12 protein-coding genes and 1 pseudogene are annotated in these 18,885 nt (G+C 71.8%); 7 read left to right on the top strand and 6 right to left on the bottom strand.

All coding sequences use genetic code 11. The features are described from left to right. The first annotated feature begins 110 nt into the window (after nt 1-110). The 3 genes from ACFC1X_RS40025 to ACFC1X_RS40015 all read left to right on the top strand — a co-directional run bounded on the left by ACFC1X_RS40025 (nt 111) and on the right by ACFC1X_RS40015 (nt 4,919). Nucleotides 111-1,403, top strand: a complete 1,293-nt coding sequence (locus tag ACFC1X_RS40025; protein ID WP_376364460.1) for an HRDC domain-containing protein — start codon at nt 111-113, stop codon at nt 1,401-1,403. Between the two features lie 172 nt (nt 1,404-1,575). Further along, on the top strand, nt 1,576-2,793 hold the full coding sequence (locus ACFC1X_RS40020) for an acetyl-CoA C-acyltransferase (RefSeq protein WP_376364457.1): 1,218 nt from the start codon (nt 1,576-1,578) through the stop codon (nt 2,791-2,793). Next, on the top strand, nt 2,790-4,919 hold the full coding sequence (locus ACFC1X_RS40015) for a 3-hydroxyacyl-CoA dehydrogenase NAD-binding domain-containing protein (RefSeq protein WP_376364454.1): 2,130 nt from the start codon (nt 2,790-2,792) through the stop codon (nt 4,917-4,919). Before ACFC1X_RS40020 ends, ACFC1X_RS40015 begins: the two co-directional genes overlap by 4 nt. A 67-nt stretch (nt 4,920-4,986) precedes the next feature. On the opposite strand, the gene ACFC1X_RS40010 is transcribed toward ACFC1X_RS40015, so the two are convergent. Then, nucleotides 4,987-6,495, bottom strand: a complete 1,509-nt coding sequence (locus ACFC1X_RS40010; protein WP_376364451.1) for a hypothetical protein — start codon at nt 6,493-6,495, stop codon at nt 4,987-4,989. Between the two features lie 46 nt (nt 6,496-6,541). Continuing rightward, entirely contained in the window at nt 6,542-7,990 is a 1,449-nt protein-coding gene (locus ACFC1X_RS40005) for a hypothetical protein (RefSeq protein ID WP_376364448.1), read from the bottom strand. Between the two features lie 65 nt (nt 7,991-8,055). Here ACFC1X_RS40005 and ACFC1X_RS40000 point away from each other — a divergent pair, with 65 nt between their 5' ends. After that, nucleotides 8,056-8,967 carry an endonuclease/exonuclease/phosphatase family protein gene (locus ACFC1X_RS40000; protein ID WP_376364445.1) on the top strand — a complete coding sequence of 304 codons (912 nt, stop codon included), beginning with the start codon at nt 8,056-8,058 and terminating at the stop codon, nt 8,965-8,967. A 20-nt stretch (nt 8,968-8,987) separates the two neighbouring features. Here the strand turns inward: ACFC1X_RS40000 and ACFC1X_RS39995 are convergent, their stop codons facing one another. Next, nucleotides 8,988-12,857 (bottom strand): CDP-glycerol glycerophosphotransferase family protein, encoded by a 3,870-nt coding sequence (locus tag ACFC1X_RS39995; protein ID WP_376364442.1) that lies wholly within the window; start codon nt 12,855-12,857, stop codon nt 8,988-8,990. A 365-nt stretch (nt 12,858-13,222) separates the two neighbouring features. Between ACFC1X_RS39995 and ACFC1X_RS39990 the strand changes: the two genes are divergently transcribed. Further along, nucleotides 13,223-14,311 carry an LCP family protein gene (locus ACFC1X_RS39990; RefSeq protein ID WP_376364439.1) on the top strand — a complete coding sequence of 363 codons (1,089 nt, stop codon included), beginning with the start codon at nt 13,223-13,225 and terminating at the stop codon, nt 14,309-14,311. A 57-nt stretch (nt 14,312-14,368) separates the two neighbouring features. Here ACFC1X_RS39990 and ACFC1X_RS39985 read toward each other — a convergent pair whose 3' ends face one another. Both ACFC1X_RS39985 and ACFC1X_RS39980 read right to left on the bottom strand, forming a co-directional pair. After that, nucleotides 14,369-15,493 carry a hypothetical protein gene (locus tag ACFC1X_RS39985; RefSeq protein WP_376364436.1) on the bottom strand — a complete coding sequence of 375 codons (1,125 nt, stop codon included), beginning with the start codon at nt 15,491-15,493 and terminating at the stop codon, nt 14,369-14,371. A 119-nt stretch (nt 15,494-15,612) separates the two neighbouring features. Beyond that, nucleotides 15,613-16,632, bottom strand: a complete 1,020-nt coding sequence (locus ACFC1X_RS39980) for a hypothetical protein (RefSeq protein WP_376364433.1) — start codon at nt 16,630-16,632, stop codon at nt 15,613-15,615. 62 nt (nt 16,633-16,694) lie between these two features. Here ACFC1X_RS39980 and ACFC1X_RS39975 point away from each other — a divergent pair, with 62 nt between their 5' ends. Further along, complete coding sequence (locus ACFC1X_RS39975; RefSeq protein ID WP_376364430.1) at nt 16,695-17,072, top strand: NTP pyrophosphohydrolase; 378 nt, start codon at nt 16,695-16,697, stop codon at nt 17,070-17,072. A gap of 116 nt (nt 17,073-17,188) precedes the next feature. Then, nucleotides 17,189-17,278 (top strand): annotated as a pseudogene (locus ACFC1X_RS39970) (NTP pyrophosphohydrolase); the annotation flags it as partial. A 57-nt stretch (nt 17,279-17,335) separates the two neighbouring features. Here ACFC1X_RS39970 and ACFC1X_RS39965 read toward each other — a convergent pair. Further along, nucleotides 17,336-18,859, bottom strand: coding sequence for an amino acid permease (locus ACFC1X_RS39965; protein ID WP_376364427.1), 1,524 nt, complete (start codon nt 18,857-18,859; stop codon nt 17,336-17,338). Nucleotides 18,860-18,885 lie beyond the last annotated feature (26 nt).

Genomic DNA, 18,885 nt, shown 5'->3' with positions numbered 1-18,885 from the left:
GTATTATTACATGCCCCCGACCCCCCCCTTGTGTTTTTACCCCCCCCCGGGGCCCCCCCGGCGCATGGGGGGGGGGGGGGGCGCCGTCGATCCACCGATACTCTTGACAGGTGACCGACGCCCACGAAACCGCAGCAGACCGTTCACTGCGAACCACCGGAGGCGCCCCTCCGGACGACGCCGGATCTTCTGTGAGTCAGGCGCCGACCCCGTTGCTCGAACCGCGCGAGGGCATTCCGCCGGTGATCGCCGACGCGACCGCCCTCGCCGAGGTGACCGCCGCCTTCGCCGCCGGCCACGGCCCCGTCGCCGTGGACGCCGAGCGTGCCTCCGGGTACCGCTACGGGCAGCGGGCGTACCTGGTGCAGCTGCGCCGCGAGGGCGCCGGGAGCGCGCTGATCGACCCGGTGGCCTGCCCCGACCTGTCCGGGCTCGGCGCGGCCATCGGCGACGTGGAGTGGGTGCTGCACGCCGCCACCCAGGACCTGCCGTGCCTGCGCGAAATAGGGATGGTCCCCACCCGCATCTTCGACACCGAGCTGGCCGGGCGCCTCGCCGGGTTCCCGCGGGTCGGCCTCGGCGCGATGGTGGAGAACGTCCTGGGCTTCGTCCTGGAGAAGGGCCACTCGGCCGTCGACTGGTCCACCCGCCCGCTGCCCGAGCCCTGGCTGCGCTACGCCGCGCTCGACGTCGAGCTGCTCGTCGACCTGCGGGACGCGCTGGAGAAGGAGCTGGACCGGCAGGGCAAGCTGGAGTGGGCCCGGCAGGAGTTCGACGCGATCGCGTCCGCCCCGCCGCCCGAGCCGCGCAAGGACCCGTGGCGCCGCACGTCCGGCATGCACAAGGTGCGCCGGCGCCGGCAGCTGGCCGTCGTGCGGGAGCTGTGGCAGGCCCGGGACCGGATCGCGCAGCGCCGGGACGTCTCCCCCGGCAAGGTGCTCGGGGACGCGGCCATCGTCGAGGCGGCGCTCGCCCTGCCGGCCGACGCACAGGCGCTGGCCGGGCTGAACGGCTTCGGACGGGTCAGCCGCCGGCAGCTGGAGCAGTGGCAGGTGTCGGTCGACCGGGCCAAGGCGCTCTCCGAGTCGCAGCTGCCGCAGCCCGGCCAGCCGGTGACCGGTCCCCCGCCGCCGCGGGCCTGGGCCGACAAGGATCCGGCCGCCGCGGCCCGGCTGTCCGCGGCGCGCGCGGCGGTCACGGCGCTCGCCGAGCAGCTCGCCATGCCGCAGGAGAACCTGATCACGCCGGACACGGTGCGCCGGGTCTGCTGGGAGCCGCCGGCCGCGGTCGACGCCGAGACGGTGGGCGCCGCCCTGGCCGGCCACGGGGCCCGGCCCTGGCAGGTGGAGCAGGTGACGCCGGTACTGGTCACCGCGCTGACCTCCGCGGCGGACGCGCGCTGACCCACCCGGCGGACCCGCGCCGAGCCTCCGCGTGCCCCCGACGGTGTGACGTTCGCCGCTCCCGCCGGGGGGACTGGGCAGCTACGTTACTCATAAGTAGCATGGGGCTGAGCGCGCGCTCAGTGCATGCGTGCCGCAGCAGTGCCACCCCGCACCCTGGAGGAGAGCCATCGTGCCTCGTACCGTCAGGGACGTCGTCTTCGTAGACGGCGTCCGCACCCCGTTCGGCAAGGCGGGCCCGAAGGGCGTCTACCACGAGACCCGCGCCGACGACCTGGTCGTGAAGGCGATCCGGGAGCTGCTGCGCCGCAACCCCGGTCTCGACCCGAAGAAGGTCGACGAGGTCGCCGTCGCCGCCACCACGCAGGTCGGCGACCAGGGCCTGACCATCGGCCGGATGGCCGGCATCCTCGCCGGTCTGCCCCAGTCGGTGCCCGGCTACGCGATCGACCGCATGTGCGCGGGCGCGCTGACCGCCGTCACCACCGTGGCCGGCTCGGTCGCCTTCGGCGCCTACGACGTCGCCATCGCGGGCGGTGTGGAGCACATGGGCCGCCACCCGATGGGCGAGGGCGCCGACCCCAACCCGCGGTTCGTCTCCGAGAAGCTGGTCGACGAGTCCGCCCTGTTCATGGGCATGACCGCGGAGAACCTGCACGACCGCTACCCGGGCATCACCAAGCAGCGCGCCGACGAGTACGCGGTGCGCTCGCAGGAGAAGGCCGCCAAGGCGTACGCCAACGGCCAGATCCAGGCCGACCTGGTGCCGGTCTCGGTGCGCCGCACCAACGAGGAGGCGGGCGAGACGGGCTGGGGCCTGGTCACCGCCGACGAGCCGATGCGTCCGGGCACCACGCTGGAGAACCTGTCCGGCCTGAAGACGCCGTTCCGCGTGCACGGCCGGGTCACCGCGGGCAACGCGGCCGGTCTGAACGACGGCGCCACCGCCTCGATCATCGCGAGCGAGGACTTCGCCCGCGAGCACGACCTGCCCGTCAAGATGCGCCTGGTCTCGTACTCCTTCGCGGGCGTCGAGCCGGAGGTCATGGGCTACGGACCGATCCCGGCGACCGAGAAGGCGCTGGCCCAGGCGGGCCTGTCCATCTCCGACATCGGCCTGTTCGAGATCAACGAGGCGTTCGCCGTCCAGGTCCTCGCCTTCCTGGAGCACTACGGCATCGCCGACGACGACGCGCGCGTCAACCAGTACGGCGGCGCCATCGCCTTCGGCCACCCGCTGGCCTCCTCCGGCGTGCGTCTGATGACGCAGCTGGCCCGCCAGTTCGAGGAGCAGCCGCACGTCCGCTACGGCCTGACCACCATGTGCGTCGGCTTCGGCATGGGCGCGACCGTCATCTGGGAGAACCCGCACTTCGAGGGGGACAAGTGAGCACCACCGCAGAGCTGCTGAAGGGTGCGGCCGAGCTGTTCCCCGGCGAGGTCGTCACCCAGGCGCACGTACGCCATTTCGACCTCCCCCTCGGTGCCGGGCGCTTCGCCCTGATCACCCTGGACAACGGCCACGACCACACCAAGCCGACCACGCTCGGCCCGCAGTCGCTGGCGAACATCGACGCCGCGATCGACCGGGTCGAGAAGGAGGCCGCGGACGGCGACATCGTCGGCGTCGGCGTCACCGGCAAGCCGTTCATCTTCGCCGTCGGCGCCGACCTCAAGGGCGTCGAGCTGCTGAAGCGGCACGAGGACGCGCTCGCCATCGGCAAGGGCGGCCACGACGTCCTCAAGCGGCTGTCGAAGCTGGCCGTGCCGTCCTTCGCGTACTACAACGGCGCCTCCATGGGCGGCGGCGTGGAGATCGGCCTGCACTGCTCCTACCGCACGGTGTCGGCCGCCCTCCCCGCGTTCTCGCTCCCCGAGGTCTTCCTCGGTCTCGTCCCCGGCTGGGGCGGCTGCGCGCTGCTGCCGAACCTGATCGGCGCCGAGAAGGCCGTGACGGTCATCATCGAGAACAGCCTGAACCAGAACAAGCAGCTCAAGGGCAAGCAGGTCTACGAACTCGGCATCGCGGACGCGCTGTTCGAGGGCGCGGACTTCCTGGAGCAGTCGCTGATCTGGACGGCGTCCGTCCTCAAGGGCGAGATCGCCGTCGAGCGTCCGGCGATCGACCGCGGCGACGCCTGGGACCAGGCCGTCGCGAAGGGCCGCTTCATCGCGGACGGCAAGGTGCACGGCGCCGCCCCGGCCGCCTACCGCGCCCTGGACATCATCGCCACCGCCAAGAACGGCGACCTCCAGCAGGGTTTCGACGCCGAGGACCAGGCGCTCGCCGACCTCATCATGGGCGGCGAACTGCGGTCCGGCATCTACGCCTTCAACCTGGTGCAGAAGCGCGGCAAGCGCCCCGCGGGCGCCCCGGACAAGTCGCTGGCCCGCCCGGTCACCAAGGTGGGCGTGGTCGGCGCCGGCCTGATGGCCTCCCAGCTCGCGCTGCTCTTCCTGCGCCGCCTGGAGGTCCCGGTCGTCCTCACCGACATCGACCAGGAGCGCGTCGACAAGGGTGTGGGCTACGTCCACGCCGAGATCGACAAGCTGCTCGGCAAGGGCCGCATCAACCAGGACAAGGCGAACAGGCTGAAGGCCCTCGTCTCCGGCGTCCTGGACAAGGCCGAGGGCTTCGCGGACGCCGACTTCGTCATCGAAGCGGTCTTCGAGGAGATGGGCGTCAAGCAGAAGGTGTTCGCGGAGGTCGAGGCGGTCGCCCCGGCGCACGCGATCCTCGCCACCAACACCTCCTCCCTCTCCGTCTCGGAGATGGCGTCGAAGCTGAAGCACCCCGAGCGGGTCGTCGGCTTCCACTTCTTCAACCCGGTCGCGATCCTGCCGCTGCTGGAGATCGTCCGCGGCGAGCAGACCGACGAGGCCTCGCTGGCCACGGCGTTCGGCGTCGCCAAGAAGCTGAAGAAGACCGCGGTCCTGGTCAAGGACGCCCCGGCGTTCGTCGTCAACCGCATCCTGACCCGCTTCATGGGCGAGATCCAGAACGTCATCGACGAGGGAACGCCGGTGGACGTCGCGGAGAAGGCGGTGGAGCCGCTCGGCCTGCCGATGTCGCCGCTGGTCCTGCTGGAGCTGGTCGGCCCGGCGATCGGCCTGCACGTCTCGGAGACCCTCAACGGGGCCTTCCCCGAGCGCTTCACGGTCTCCCCGAACCTCAAGGCGGTCGTCGAGGCCGGCAAGCGCGGCTTCTACGTCTACGACAGCGGGAAGCCCGAGCTGGACCCGGAGGTCGCCGCGCTCCTCAAGCAGGGCGACACCGTCCTGACCGAGGAGCAGGTGCGGGCGCGGGTGCTCGGCGCGGTCGCCCAGGAGATCGGCCTGATGCTCGACGAGGGCGTCGTCGCCGAGGCCCAGGACATCGACCTCTGCCTGATCACCGGCGCCGGCTGGCCCTTCCACCTGGGCGGCATCACGCCGTACCTGGACCGCGAGGGCGTCTCGCAGCGGGTGAACGGGAAGCCGTTCCTGGAGGCGGGCGTGGCGAGCGTGCCCGCGTAGGTCTCCGTACGACGACGAGAGGGCCCCCGCCGCGCGGCGGGGGCCCTCTCGCGTGCGGGGGGCCGGGTCAGTAGCCGTACGGTGTCGCGCCCGCCGTGACGTGCGCGACGGCGAAGGGGACCGGCGTCGCCGGGGACTCGTTTCCCGCCGGGTCCACGGCGAAGACCTCCACCGTGTGCCGGCCCTCCTGCCACGGCCAGCCGGAGTCCCAGGCCCAGCGTCCGTCGACCGCGACCGGGCTCCCGCCGAGGAGCGTGCCGCCCGCCCGGAACCCCACCTGCGCGGCGCCCCTGGCCAGGCCGGTGAAGCGCACGGCCGACCCGCCGATCTGCTCGTACGCCACCGGGGAGTGGACGGTGGGCGCGGGCAGCCCGCCGCCCATCGGCGCGGGGTCCAGGCGGGCCGCGGGCTGGGCCGGGATCGCGCTCGCGCCGGCGGTCGGGGCGCCGGCCACCGCGGTGAACGGGACGGCGGTGCCCCTGGTCTTGCGGCCCTCCTGGTCCCACGCGACGGCCTTCACCAGGTGCTTGCCCTTGCTCCACGGCTTGTCCCGCTGCCAGGACCAGGTGCCGTCCGCGGCCACGGCCGGCGAGCCCAGGAACTTGCCGTGCTCCCACAGGCTCACGCGTACCGCGCCGGGGGCGGTGCCGGTGAAGTACACGCCGTTCGCGGGGAGTTCGGTGTCCGGTGCCGGGTGGGAGACCACCGGCATGGCGATGGTGCTGGGCCGCTCGGCCGAGGTGGCGGACAGATAGCCCTTGATCGCCGAGGTGTCGCGGTCCGGCTCCTCGTACCCGTTGCGCACCATGCCCAGCCGCGGGGCGAGCCCGTCGGAGAGCATGTTGACGAGGCCCATGAGGAAGGGCACGTTGCGTCGGGTGACGTCCGAGTGGCGGGTGATGTGCGGGGATTCGCTGTAGACGAGGTTGAAGTTGTCGTACCCCTGGAAGAGGCCGAGGAAGGGTTCGACCTGCTCCTCGTACTGCTCGTCCTGCGGCGAGGTGAGCAGGTAGATGTTGGACTGCCGGCCCACGCCCGAGCGCACCAGGTCCGGGAGGAGCGCGTCGGCCGTCCGGACGTTCTCCTCCGGCACCCCCTCGCCCAGCATGAACCGGGCGACCTTGGGGTGCACGGTCTTCACGTAGGTGCCGATGAGGAACTGCGGCACGATGGAGACGATGTTGCCGAACCCGTAGCGCAGGCCGAAGTAGAGGGCCGCGCTGCCGCCCTTGGAGCCGCCCCACAGCGTGACGCGGTCCGGGGTCAGGTCGAGGGCGTTCATCACCTTGGAGATGACCCCGATCACGGACTGCTCCAGGGAGAAGTCCATCCCCTCGCACAGGTAGTAGCTCCGCATGCCGCGGAACCGGTCACGGATCCAGAGGATGTTGGCCCGCACCGGGTTGAGGACACCGTTCGACCAGCCGTAGTCGTCGGGGACGCCGAAGTTGGAGAACACGACGAGGAGATGGCGGTTGCCGCCCTTCCCGTGCGTGAACCGGTACTCGACGGGATACGCGCCCGAGGTGTCGATCCCGCTGATCAGCTCGCGTGCTTTCGGCGGTGCAGTCGGCATGTGTGGCTTCCACTCGTGAGTTGTTCGTCGTCCGGACCGTCGTTGCTCAGTACCGCGGCGGGAGGTGACCGACGGGCACGGCCGCGTGCAGGACCGTGAAGGCGGCCGCGGCCGGGGCGGACTCGGCGCCGTGCGCGTCCACCGCGACCACCTCGACCAGGTGCGTCCCCTCCGGCCACGACCAGCCCGGGTCCCAGCCCCAGACGCCGTCCGGCGCGATGGCCACCGCGCCCAGCGGCACGCCGTTCTCCCGGAAGCCGACCTGGACCGCTCCCCGCGCGGTCCCGTGGAAGGCGACCGACGGCCCCACCTGCTGCCCCGGTCCCGGTACGGCGACGACGGGCGGGGTCGGCCCCGCCGGGACGGGGCGGTCGACCACGGTGAAGGGCACCTCGACCCGGCTGGAGTGGAACCCCGCCGGGTCGACCGCGAAGATCTTGACCTGGTGCTTGCCGGTCGCCCACGGCTTGGCCGGCGCCCAGGACCAGGTGCCGTCGGCCGCGACCTCCGGCGACGCCACGAACTTGCCGTTCTCCCACATGCTGACCCGCACCGCCCCTGGGGCCGTCCCGGCGAAGCGGAGGCCGGTGGCGGGGGCCTCGCTGTTGTAGGCCGGGGCCGTCACCACGGGCGGCGCGAACGCGTCGGCGCCCTGGACCTTGGAGGTGGCGGAGAGGTAGGCCTCGATGTCCGACGTCTCCCGGTCGAACTCCTCGGCGGCGTGGCGCACGAACCCGAGGCGCGGAGCGTAGCCGTCGGCCAGCAGGTTCAGCAGACCGACGAGTGCCGGGACGTTCCGCCGGGTGACCGTGGCGTGTCCGGTGATCGTCGATGACTCGCTGTACAGGAAGTTGAAGTTGTCGTAGCCCTGGAACATGCCGAGGAACGGCTCCACCTGCACCGCGTAGTGCTCGTCCTGGGGCGAGGAGAGCACGTAGATGTTGGCGGCGCTGTTCGCGCGGGACCGCACCAGGTCCGGGAGGACGGCGTCCAGGAACCGGGCGTTGTGCGCCGGGGCGCCCTCGCCCAGCATGTAGGCGGAGACCTTCGGGTGCCGCCGCTCCAGGGCGTCGCCGACGAGGAACTGCGGCACGATGGCCACGATGTTCCGGTAGCCGTACCGCAGCCCGAAGTACAGCGCGGCGCTGCCGCCCTTGGAGCCGCCCCAGAGGGTGACCTGGTCCGGCGTCAGCCCCAGCGACCGCGTGACGTTCGAGATGAGGGTCTGCACCGAGTCCGCCAGGCCGAAGTCCATGTTCCGGCACAGGTAGTAGGCGTTCATCCCGTCGAAGCGGTCGCGGATCCACAGGATGTTGGCGCGTACGTTGTCGAAGACGCCGTTGCACCAGCCGTAGTCCTCGGGCGCGGAGAAGTTGGCGAACACCACGACGAGGTGGCGGTTGCCGCTCTTGGCGTGGGAGAACCGGTACTCGACGGGAAACGGGCCCGACGCCTCGATCCCGTTGAACATCTTCCGCGCGGGTGCCTTGGTCATGTACGGAACTCCACTCTCATGACCGCCCCCGTAGGCCGGCTCGGTCGATCGGACATGATGTCGGGATGCCTCTGCCGGACGTCCCGCTCCTCACCGGCCCGCGCCGACGTCGCGGCCTCGTCGCCGCGGCCTCGGTGCTCGTGCTGTCGGCACTCCTGGTCACGCTGGTGCCGGTGCTGACCGCGAGGGGGACGGTGCGGTCCCTCCCGGCGGACCGCGTCCTGACCGTGGCGTCCTGGAACATGTGCGGCGTGCGGCGGTGGAACTGCGCGGAGACCGGCGGTGCCGCGGCCAAGAGGCGGGCGGTGGAACGGCTCGTCGACGAGGGTGCCGACGTCGTGCTGCTCCAGGAGGCCTGCGCCGCCGAGGCGGAGTCGGTCCGCGACGCCCTCGACGGGGCCTGGCAGCTCGCCTTCCGTCCCTACACCTCGCGCGACCGGGCCGGGCGTTCCGGCACGGTGCGGTGCGACGGGCGCGGGCAGGGCGCGGCCGGCCTCGCCCTGCTCTCGGCCCACCCGCTGTCCTCGGTGCGGTCGGTTCCCTCGCGCCAGCCGGTGGCCGGCCTGGGGCGCGGCATCCTGTGCGCGACGGTCGGCAAGGCCGGCGTCCGGGTGTGCAACGCCCACCTGAGCCTGCCCGGCAGCGACCTGGCGCATCCCGGTTGGGAGTACCGCGACGACCAGTTGCGGGCGCTGGTCGCGGCGGTGCCGCAGCGGCGCACCGTGTTCGGCGGCGACTTCAACCTGAACCCGCCGAGCGTCCGCAACACGTCCCGCTGGGTGTGGCCCGACGCCGTCTACCGCGCCTACCGGGAGTGCGACCAGGACTCCGCCGCCGACCGCTCCGGGCGCCCGACGCACGAGTCCGGTCACAAGCTCGACTATCTGTTCACCGGCCTGCCCAGGTCCGGCTGCACGGTGCGCGACACCGGCGTCTCCGACCACCGCGCGCTGCTGGTCCGGGTGGACACCGGCTGAGGGCCCGCCGAGTACCGGCGTCATACGACCGCGCCCTCGAAGGTCCGCCCGCCGGGCATGAGCTGCGGAGGGCCGGCGTACTCCGGGCCGGGCTGCGCGGGCACGGCACCGACCACCGGCGCGGCGGCGGGCCCCGGTTGCACCGTCCGGCGCGGCGCGGTGAACCAGCTTCCGGCACGGCCCTGGACCGGCGTCATGGCCCGCCCTGCCTGCCGGGTGTCGACGGTGCCCACGGCCGGTGCCTGCGCCTGCCCGGGGGCGAGGTCGCCGCCCGCCACCAGCATCCGGTCGGCGAGCCGCGCGGAGGCGTAGCCGTCGTCCAGGTCGCAGAACTCGCGCTGGAACCAGCGGTACCGGTCGGCGTAGGCCTCCTCGATCCGGTCGATCCGCTCGACGGCCGTCACCAGCGCCTCGGAGGTGTGCAGGAGGGGGCCGGGGGCGCTGCTCGCGAAGTCGAAGTAGAAGCCGCGCAGGGTGTCCCGGTAGTGGTCCAGGTCGTAGGTGAAGAAGAGGATGGGCCGCCCGGTGTTGACGTAGTCGAACATCAGGGAGGAGTAGTCCGTGATCATCACGTCGGTGATCAGGGAGAGTTCGGCCATGTCCGGGTAGTCGGAGACGTCGAAGACGAATCCGTCGCCGGCGCCGGGCACCGGGTCCACGACGTTGGGGTGGCGGCGGACCAGGAGGACGTGGTCGGCGCCCAGCCGGGCGCGGGCGTCCGCGAGGTCGATGCGGAAGTCCAGCTTGTACTTGCCGGGCGCGTAGTACTGGTCGTCGCGCCAGGTGGGCGCGTACATCACGACCCGCTTGCCCTCGGGCAGGCCGATGCGGCGGCGGATCTCCCGCTCCCGCTCGTCGGTGCCGGGCAGCCGGAGGATGTCGTTGCGGGGGTAGCCCGACTCGACCATCTCCCCGGGGAAGCCGAAGGCGCGCTGGAGGATCGGGGTGGAGAAGCTGTTGGGCGAGACCAGCATGTCCCAGTTCCGCACCTCCTTCTCGACCCGTTCCAGGTAGCGCTGGTCGGCGAAGTGGATGGACTCGATGTCGTGGCCGATCTTCTTCAGCGGGGTGCCGTGCCAGGTCTGGACGACGATCTGGCCGTCGCGCCGCTGGAACCAGTCGGGGAGGTGGTTGTTGGCGACGACGTACCGGCTGGTGGCCAGGGCCTCGTACCACTCGGGCGACCACATGCGGATCGGGATGGCGCTGGGCGGCACCTCCACCTGGTCGTCGCGCACCACCCACAGCTGTTCGAGGTCGGTCCCGCGCCGGAGCAGTTCCTCGTGCAGGGCGCGGGGGCTGTCCGAGTACTGGGTGCCCTTGAAGGCGTCGAAGAGGACGGCGGGGCGCACCCGTTGCCGCCGGGCCGCCGGGTACGCCTTGGTGCGCAGCAGCTTCTGGCGGTAGGGGCCGCGGGCGTAGTCGGGCATGGCGGAGTGGACGAGCAGGGAGAGCCGGTCGTACGCCTCGGCCTGGAGTTCGTAGCGGCGCTCGTTCTCCTCGTACTCCTCGGGGAAGGCGCCGACGAGATCCTGCTCGATCTTCACCATCAGGTCTTCGAGGCGGTCCTCGCGGGCCACCGCCGAGAGGTCCTGCCGGCGCAGGAAGAAGTCCCAGCGGCCGGCCGCGAGCGGGATGTCGCCGGCCAGCGTCCGCATGGCGGCCGGGCTGACCAGGCACCGGAACGCGTTGCCGTCCCACTCGACGGGGACCTCGCGCTCCGCGCCGTGCGCCCGGGAGCGGACCACCAGGTGGGCGTCCTGGTATTCACGCGGTGAGAGCCGGTCCGCGGCCAGGTAGCGGCCGTGGATCTCCAGCGAGCCGTCCTGATGCCAGGAGAATCGATTCACCGTCGGCAGGGTGGCGCGCTCGAAGAGGACGAGGTAGCCCGAGCCGTTGCGGTGCACCACGACCTCGCGGTCGCCCTCCCGGGTCTGCAGCGAGCCGGGCATGCGGTAGTGGCCGTCGGGCGTGTCCTCGGCCATGACCGGGTAGAGGGCGCCCTTGCGGCCCTCCACGTGGAGGGTGGTCTTCCAGCCGTTGCTGCCCATGCTCCAGGACTCCGGGATGTCCGCGTCGGCCTGGGCGTCGGCCCGGAAGGCCGGCACCAGCGAGCGCAGCGGGAGCCTGGCCGAGAAGGTGCACCAGCCCTCGCCGCCCGCCGTGAAGTACACCCGGCCGTCGTGCTGGCCCGCGCCGCTGAGGCTGGTGACGCGCAGCTTGCCCCACTCCGGCACGCGCGGCCCGAGGTAGACGCCGCGCACCTCCAGCTGGTCGCCGGTCACGCGGTGGCCGGTGATCCGGCAGCGGACGATCTCGACCCGGAGCTTCAGCTTGCCCTGGAGGAAGACCGGGAGGATGCGGGTGTTCTTGTCGACATAGCGGTACGGCGGGTTGGCGGAGCTTCCCGCGCCGCCGCGGTCGATGCCCCGGTAGCGGAACAGCCCGCGGCTGAGGACACCGGCGGCCACGTCCCAGGTCCCCTCGACCCACTGGCCCTTGCGCTTCAGCCGGGTCGTGTCGATCCGGGCCTCGAAGCCGGCCCAGTCGTAGCAGTAGCGGTTCTGGTTGGAGTGCTCGGTGGCCTGGGGCGCGTAGGTGGTCTTGGCCGGGGTGATCACCATCCGCCCCTGCTTCTTGTTCCGCAGGGCGATCGCCTTCACCGACATGTGCCGCTTGTGCACGTTGATGAAGCGCACGTACGCGCTCCCGGTGAGGGTCAGCAGATGGCCGTTGGTGCTCCAGCGGGCCCCGCCGAGCGAGCCGTGCAGGGAGAGTTCCTTGTCGAGCCGGAACGCCTTCTTGTCGAGGCCGACCCCGCGGTCCCCGAGGTAGGGGTACTTCAGGTAGCGCCGGAAGCGGCGCTGGACCGGCATCGGGCCGCCGCGTCGCTCGAACTCGATGACCTCCAGGAGTTCGGCCAGCCGCCACTCGCGCACGAGCAGCCACTTGACCCGGGCGTCCGCGGGCAGTTCGTCGATGATGGTGAGGTCGCTCTCGTCGAGGAACTCGTTGGCCCACCGCATGAACGACTGCCGGTACTCCTCGTCCGCGTCCGGCAGCACCTTGAGGTGCAGCATCAGGTCGGACTTCAGGCAGGCGAGGTCGTACTTGCGCTTGCTCTCCTCGTACTGGCGCGAGCGCCGGTCCGCCAGGAAGCGGCTGACCGACTGGACCGCCGCGACCCGGTCGCGCAGGTTGGACAGCTCGGTGTGGCGCTGGGTGATCGACGGCGCGGCCCCGCCCTCGCGGCGGCGCCAGAAGTACACGATGTCGGTGATGACGTCGACCTTGGCGGCACGGAAGTGGGCGTACATGTTGACCCAGGAGTCCTCGTACATGACACCCTCGGGGAACGCGATGTAGTGGTAGTCCCAGAAGGACCGCCGGAACATCTTGTTCCAGACGGTGCGGTCGTAGATCAGCGCCTCGAACCGGGTGATGTGCGTGCCCCGCCGGTTCTTCTGCATCGGGCCCTTGTGCAGCGGTGACTGCCACTTCTTGGTGGAGTTCATCATCTGCACGTTGCCCGAGACGAAGTCCGACTCGGACCCCTCCAGGGTGCGGACCAGCAGGCCGTAGGCGTACTCGGGGATGACGTCGTCCCCGTCGACGAAGGCGAGGAACTCGCCCTGGGGGTGCATGGCCCGCAGGCCGGTGTTGCGGGCGTGCCCGGGACCCTGCGGCTCCTGGCGGATCATCCGGAAGCGCGGGTCGGCGGCGCAGAAGTCGGCGGCGATCCGCGAGGAGCCGTCGGTGGAGCCGTCGTCGACGAGGATCACCTCGAAGTCACGGAACGACTGACGCGCGATCGACTCCAGGCATTCGGCGAGATAGGCCTCGACGTCCTGAAAGGGCACGACGATGCTCAGACGCGGGTGATCCACCAACTCGTACTCCTACCAAGACATTTCGCCCAGCGGGCTGCCGAACAGTCCGCACTGGACGCCCCTCCCCTGTCCGGCGCGGCCACGGCCCCCACCGTGACGGCCACACCGGAACCCCTGACAGCCGGAAAGCCCCCCTTCACAGCCGTCACAGGTCCGCCACATCTTATGTCACCCTTAAGGCTGGTCAAGGGGAGTTAATGTGGCGTACATCGCTGTTACCCGCTATGGTTCCCCGCTCGTAAAATGACTGGGCGTGAGCACATATAGTGCTCGCACTGACACGACCGCCCAGCGGGCCGGCCTCCCCCCACCCGGGCCCTGCGACTCCGCCACCGCGGAGCCCGTGAGGAGAGGAACCCACCACCATGACGCACAGCGCCACCACGGAGCCTCGGCGTGCCCGCCGGGCCGCGCCGGACGGCGGTCGCCGCGCGCCACGCCGCCGCAGACGCTGGGGACGGATCGTCCTGCTGTCGCTCGTCGTGCTGCTGCTCGCCCTCGGCGGCACCGGCTACTGGCTCTACAGCGGCCTGAACGGGAACATCGACGGGGTCGACCTGGACAAGGCCCTCGGCAGCGACCGTCCGGAGAAGCTGCCGACGTCGGGACAGAACCTCCTGGTCCTCGGCTCGGACTCGCGCTCCGGCGACAACGCCTCGCTCGGCACCGGCAAGGTCGCCGGGGCCCGTTCGGACACCGCCCTGGTGGTGCACATACCCGAGGGCCGCAAGCAGGCCGTCGCCGTGAGCATCCCGCGCGACACCCTGGTCACCCGCCCCGAGTGCGAGAAGTCCGACGGCTCCGCCCTGCCGGAGGCGAGGCGCGTGATGTTCAACTCCGTGTACGCGCAGGCCGGACCGGCCTGCGTGGTCAAGACCGTGGAGAAGATGTCCGGCGTCCGCATGGACCACTACATGGAGATCGACTTCGCCGGGTTCAAGGGCCTGGTCGACGCCATCGGCGGGGTGCCCGTCACCGTCGAGGAGCCCATCAAGGACCCCGCCAGCGGCCTGGACCTGAGCGCCGGCACCCACACCCTGGACGGCACCGAGTCCCTGGCCTTCGTGCGTACCCGGCACGGGGTGGGCGACGGCAGCGACCTCGGCCGCATCGGGCTCCAGCAGGAGTTCCTGATCGCGCTGCTGAGCGAGGTCAAGAAGCAGGACCTGCTGGGCAGCCCCACCAAGACGTACAAGATCGCCGACAGTCTCACCGCCGCGCTCACCACGGACTCCGAACTGGCCTCGCTGACCAGCCTCGCGGACTTCGCGCGCAGCATGAACGGGGTCGACCCGGCCACCATGGAGACGATCATGCTGCCGGTGGCGTACGACAAGACCGACCCGAACCGGGTCGTGGCCGCCGAGCCGCAGGCCACCGAGTTGTGGAAGGCCGTCCGGTCGGACTCCGAGATCCCCGAGTCCGCCAAGAAGTCGCCCGCGACGGGCGGCTGATCCCCCGCCAGGACGCCTGTACAGGACGCCTGCAGGTCGCCGCGAGGCGCCGGCCGCTCAGGTCCCGAGGGTTCGCCAGCGGGTGAGGGTGAGGCCGGTGCCGTCGTCCTGGCGGGCCACCTTCGGGGTGCCGTCGGCCCCGATCAGCGCCATCACCACCCGCCCGAGTCCGTCGCGGGCCAGGGCCGGTACGCCCTGGCACGATTCGGCCAGGGCGTACCACCAGAATCCGCCGGTCTCGTTCTCCGTGGCGCCCATGCCGAACAGCGCGGAGCCGTCCCGGGTCCGGTGGGCGAGGACGACGCAGTCGTAGCCGTCCACGGCCGTGCGCAGGGAGGCGTACGGCCGCTCGGCCGGTGATCCGCCCAGCGCGGCGGGCCAGTCGCCCTCCCGCCACGCGGCCGCGCCGCCGCTCTCGGCGTCGGTCCAGAAGTACGTGGCGCGGTCCGGCCCGGTCTCCACCGCGGTGACCGTGCCCGGCACCGGGCGCAGGGCGAGGCCCTGCGGGCCGGCGAAGTCGCCGCCCGGTTCGGTCTGGCGCCACAGCAGGACGCCCGAGGCGGAGACGGCGCAGACCGCCAGCGGGCCGCCGGACAGCGCGACCGGTGCGGGCGGTCCGTCGATGCCGGTGCCGTGCAGGTCCTCCCAGGCGCGCCACTTGCCGTTCGGCGCCTCACGGCGCAGCGACAGGCCGCCGTTCGCGTTGCGTACGAAGACGTGCACCGTGCCGTCGGAGGCGACCGCCCCGGCGGGCACGCCGAGTCCCCGGCCCTCGGCGCGGTCGCGGTGCGGGTTGCCCAGCGAGCGCCATTCGGTGAAGGCCAGTCCGGTCTGGTACTGGATGGCGTGCACGACGTCCACGCCCGGCGCGCCGTCGGACCGCTCGCGCTCCCGGCGGCCCAGGAAGTGGACGTAGGTGTCCGCGCCCTGCACCACCGTCAGGTCGGTCAGCCCCGCGACGGGCACGAAGTGCGGCCCGCTCCAGCCGGGGCCGCCCACGGCGGTCTCCGTCCAGCGCGCCAGGCCGCCCTCGGCGGGCAGGTAGAGGCTGAGGCGGCCGTCCCTGCCGAGGGTGAGCCAGTCGCCGTGCGGCGGTCCGGCCGTGCCGTCGTGCCCGCGCTCCGCGGTGCCGGGCCCGACCCGGCTGGCGGTGCCGACCGGGTCCGCCGACTTTCTCCGCATGGCCTGCTGCACCTTCCTGAAGCCCGCCGTGTCACGGACAGGGACCGTCGAACGCGGAACATCATATGCCGTTCGTTCACCAGTTCCCCATGCGTCCGTCACCGGGCCGCCGGGCGGCGTCAGACGGCCTGCCACGCCCCCAGCGCCAGCCCCGCCTCGTCCTTCCGCCGGGTGAGGTGGAGCTGCCCGGTGGACGGGGAGAGGGTCGCGGCCACCAGTCGGCCGTCGGCGTCCAGCGCCAGGGAGACCGTCGCGTCGGCCGGCAGCGCGGGGCCCGACTCGGTCCAGGCCGCGCCCATCTCCTCCAGCTCCGAGGGGTACGCGGCGAAGGCGACCCGGCCGCTGGCCGCCGAGCGCTGGGCGACCACCGTGCAGTCGTGACCGTCTATGACACAGCGGACGGCGGACACGGCGCCGGGTCCCGCGGCGGCCACCAGGGGCGTGGGCTTGCCGCCGGGGCGCCAGGTGACAAGGCGGCCGGAGGTGTCGGCGAAGAACAGGGTCGTGTTCTCGTCCGAGGTCGCGAGGGCACGCAGGGTGCCGGGGCGCGCCTCGGCCTCCACCGTCTCCACCAGTTCGAACCGGGTGGCGGGGGCCTCCTGACGCCAGTACAGGATCGCGCCCTCACCGGCCGCGTACACCTCGATGCGTCCGGCCTTGCCGGCCACCGCGACTGGCGCGTCCCGCAGTCCGGTGCCCTTGAGGTCGCGCCACGGGCCCCAGCCGCCCTTCTGCGCCTGGGCACGCATGCCGAGTCCACCGCCTTCGTTGCGCACGAAGATGTGCGCGCGACCCTGGTGGTCGACGGCGACACCAGGAACGGCGGTGGAGCCGCTCCTGTCGTCAGGGCGGCCGACGGGGTCCCAGTCGAGAGCGGCGAGCAAGGGCCTGAAGTGGGCGGAGTGGACCAGCTCCAAGGCGCCGGACGCGGTGGGCGACCACGCCGCCAAGTGCGCGTAGCCGTCGGCGCCCTGGCCGAGTGCCGGTGCGGAGTGCAGCCGCTGGTCTCCGCCCAGCCTGCGGGGTGTGTCCCAGGCACCGCCCGGCACCTGCTCCGCGCGGCACAGGACAGCGTCCTGTGTCATCAGGTAGACGCTGAGGCGGCCGTCCCGGCCGCGTATGAGCCACTCACCGTTCACCTGATCATTTTACGCTGCCGCGCACGGAAGTGGGTATGGCGGGGGCGTGCGACCCTGACCGCATGGACGACAACGCACCCCTGCTCGTGATCGTCGACGCCGCGAACGTCGTCGGCTCGGTCCCCGACGGCTGGTGGCGCGACCGGCGCGGGGCCGCGGAGCGCCTGCGGGACCGCCTGGCGGCGGACGGCGTGCCGGGGCACACCGGGCCGGTGGAGGTCGTGCTGGTGGTGGAGGGCGCGGCCCGCGGGGTGGAGTCCGCCGACGGCGTACACGTGGAGTCGGCACCCGGCAGCGGTGACGACCACATGGTCGCCCTGGTCGCACAGGCCGCCGGTCACCGCCCCGTCCTGGTGGTGACGGCCGACCGCGAGCTGCGGCGCCGCGTGACCGAACTGGGCGCGGAGGTCACCGGCCCGCGGACCGTACGGCCCCGGTGACGACGACGCGAAACCCCCAAGCCCGTCGACCGCGCACCGGTGCACCCGACGCCCCGACAGCCGCCACGACCACATGGCCGCCCCGGTCGCACAGGGCCGCCGGTCACCGCCCCGTCCAGGTGGTGACGGCCGACCGCCAACTGCGCCGCCGCGTGACCGAACTGGGCGCGGAGGTGACGGGGCCTCGGGCCGTACGGCCCCGGTGACGACGAGCGCCCGGTCGCGGAGGTGTTGCTCCGGGACCGGGCGCTGCCTTCGTCGGGCTACTGGCCGCTCGGCCCCGCGGGGCCGGCCGGGGGCGTCGGGGTCTCCTCGCCGCGGGCCAGGCGGCTGTGGGAGCGGCTGTAGAGGAAGTACACGACGACGCCGATGGCCATCCAGATGCCGAACCGGACCCAGGTCTCGGCGGGCAGGTTCAGCATCAGCCACAGCGAGGCGGCCACCGACAGGATCGGCAGCAGCGGCACCAGCGGGGTGCGGAAGGCGCGCGGCAGGTCCGGACGCGTCCGGCGCAGGATGATCACGCTGATCGCCACGATGACGAAGGCGAACAGCGTGCCGATGTTCACCAGCTCGGCCAGCTCGCTCAGGCTGGTGAAGCCGGCCACGATCGCGATGATCACGCCGAGCAGGATGGTCGGCCGGTACGGCGTCCGGAACTTCGGGTGGACGCGGGAGAAGAAGCGGGGCAGCAGTCCGTCACGGCTCATCGCGAAGAACACCCGGGTCTGGCCGAGCAGCAGGATCATGCACACCGTGGTCAGGCCGACAGCGGCGCCGAAGCTGATCACACCGGCGAAGAAGGGGTGCCCGGTGGACTTGAAGGCGTCGGCGAGCGGGGCGTCCACGGACAGCTCGCTGTAGTGCTGCATGCCGGTGACGACGATCGAGACGGCGACGTACAGGGCGGTGCAGATGAACAGCGAGCCGAGGATGCCGCGGGGCATGTCGCGCTGCGGGTTCCTGGTCTCCTCGGCCGCCGTGGCGACGATGTCGAAGCCGATGAACGCGAAGAAGACGACCGAGGCCGCGGTGAAGATGCCCATCACACCGAAGTTGGCCGGTGCCCAGCCGAACATCAGCTGGATCAGCGGTGAGTCGAGCCCCGCTCCGGCCTCCACCGGCTGCGACTTGGGGACGAAGGGGTCGTAATTGGAACCCTTGATGAAGAAGGCACCCGCGATGATCACGATGAGGACGACGGTCACCTTGATGGCGACGACGAGCGAGGTGATCCGCGCCGAGAGCTTCATGCCGAGGACGAGGATGCCGGTGAGGACCAGCACCAGGGCGGCGGCGAGGATGTCGAAACCGAAGCCCTCGGCCCCGTCCCGGCCGCCCAGGGCCTCGGGGAACGTCACGCCGGCGTTCTCGAAGAACGAACGGATGTAGCCCGACCAGCCGACGGCCACCACCGCCGTGCCGAGCGCGAACTCCAGGACCAGGTCCCAGCCGATGATCCAGGCGGGCAGCTCGCCGAGGGAGGCGTAGGAGAAGGTGTACGCGGAACCCGCCACCGGGACGGTCGAGGCGAACTCCGCGTAGCAGAGCGCGGCGAGCGCGCAGACCACACCGGAGACCACGAAGGCCAGGGCCACGGAGGGCCCGGCGTTGTTCTTGGCGACCGTGCCGGTGAGTACGAAGATGCCGGTGCCGATGATGACACCGACGCCGAAGACGGTCAGGTCCAGCGCGGACAGGGATTTCTTGAGCGCGTGCTCCGGTTCCTCCGTGTCCCGGATGGACTGCTCGATCTTCTTGGTTCTGAAGAGACTGCTGTTGCTCACGGATACCTCCGACGCTTGTCGTCCCC

Origin of the sequence: Streptomyces sp. NPDC056128 (assembly GCF_042263835.1) — a bacterium.
Classification (GTDB): Bacteria; Actinomycetota; Actinomycetes; order Streptomycetales; family Streptomycetaceae; genus Streptomyces.
This window is presented reverse-complemented; position numbering and strand designations above follow the sequence as displayed.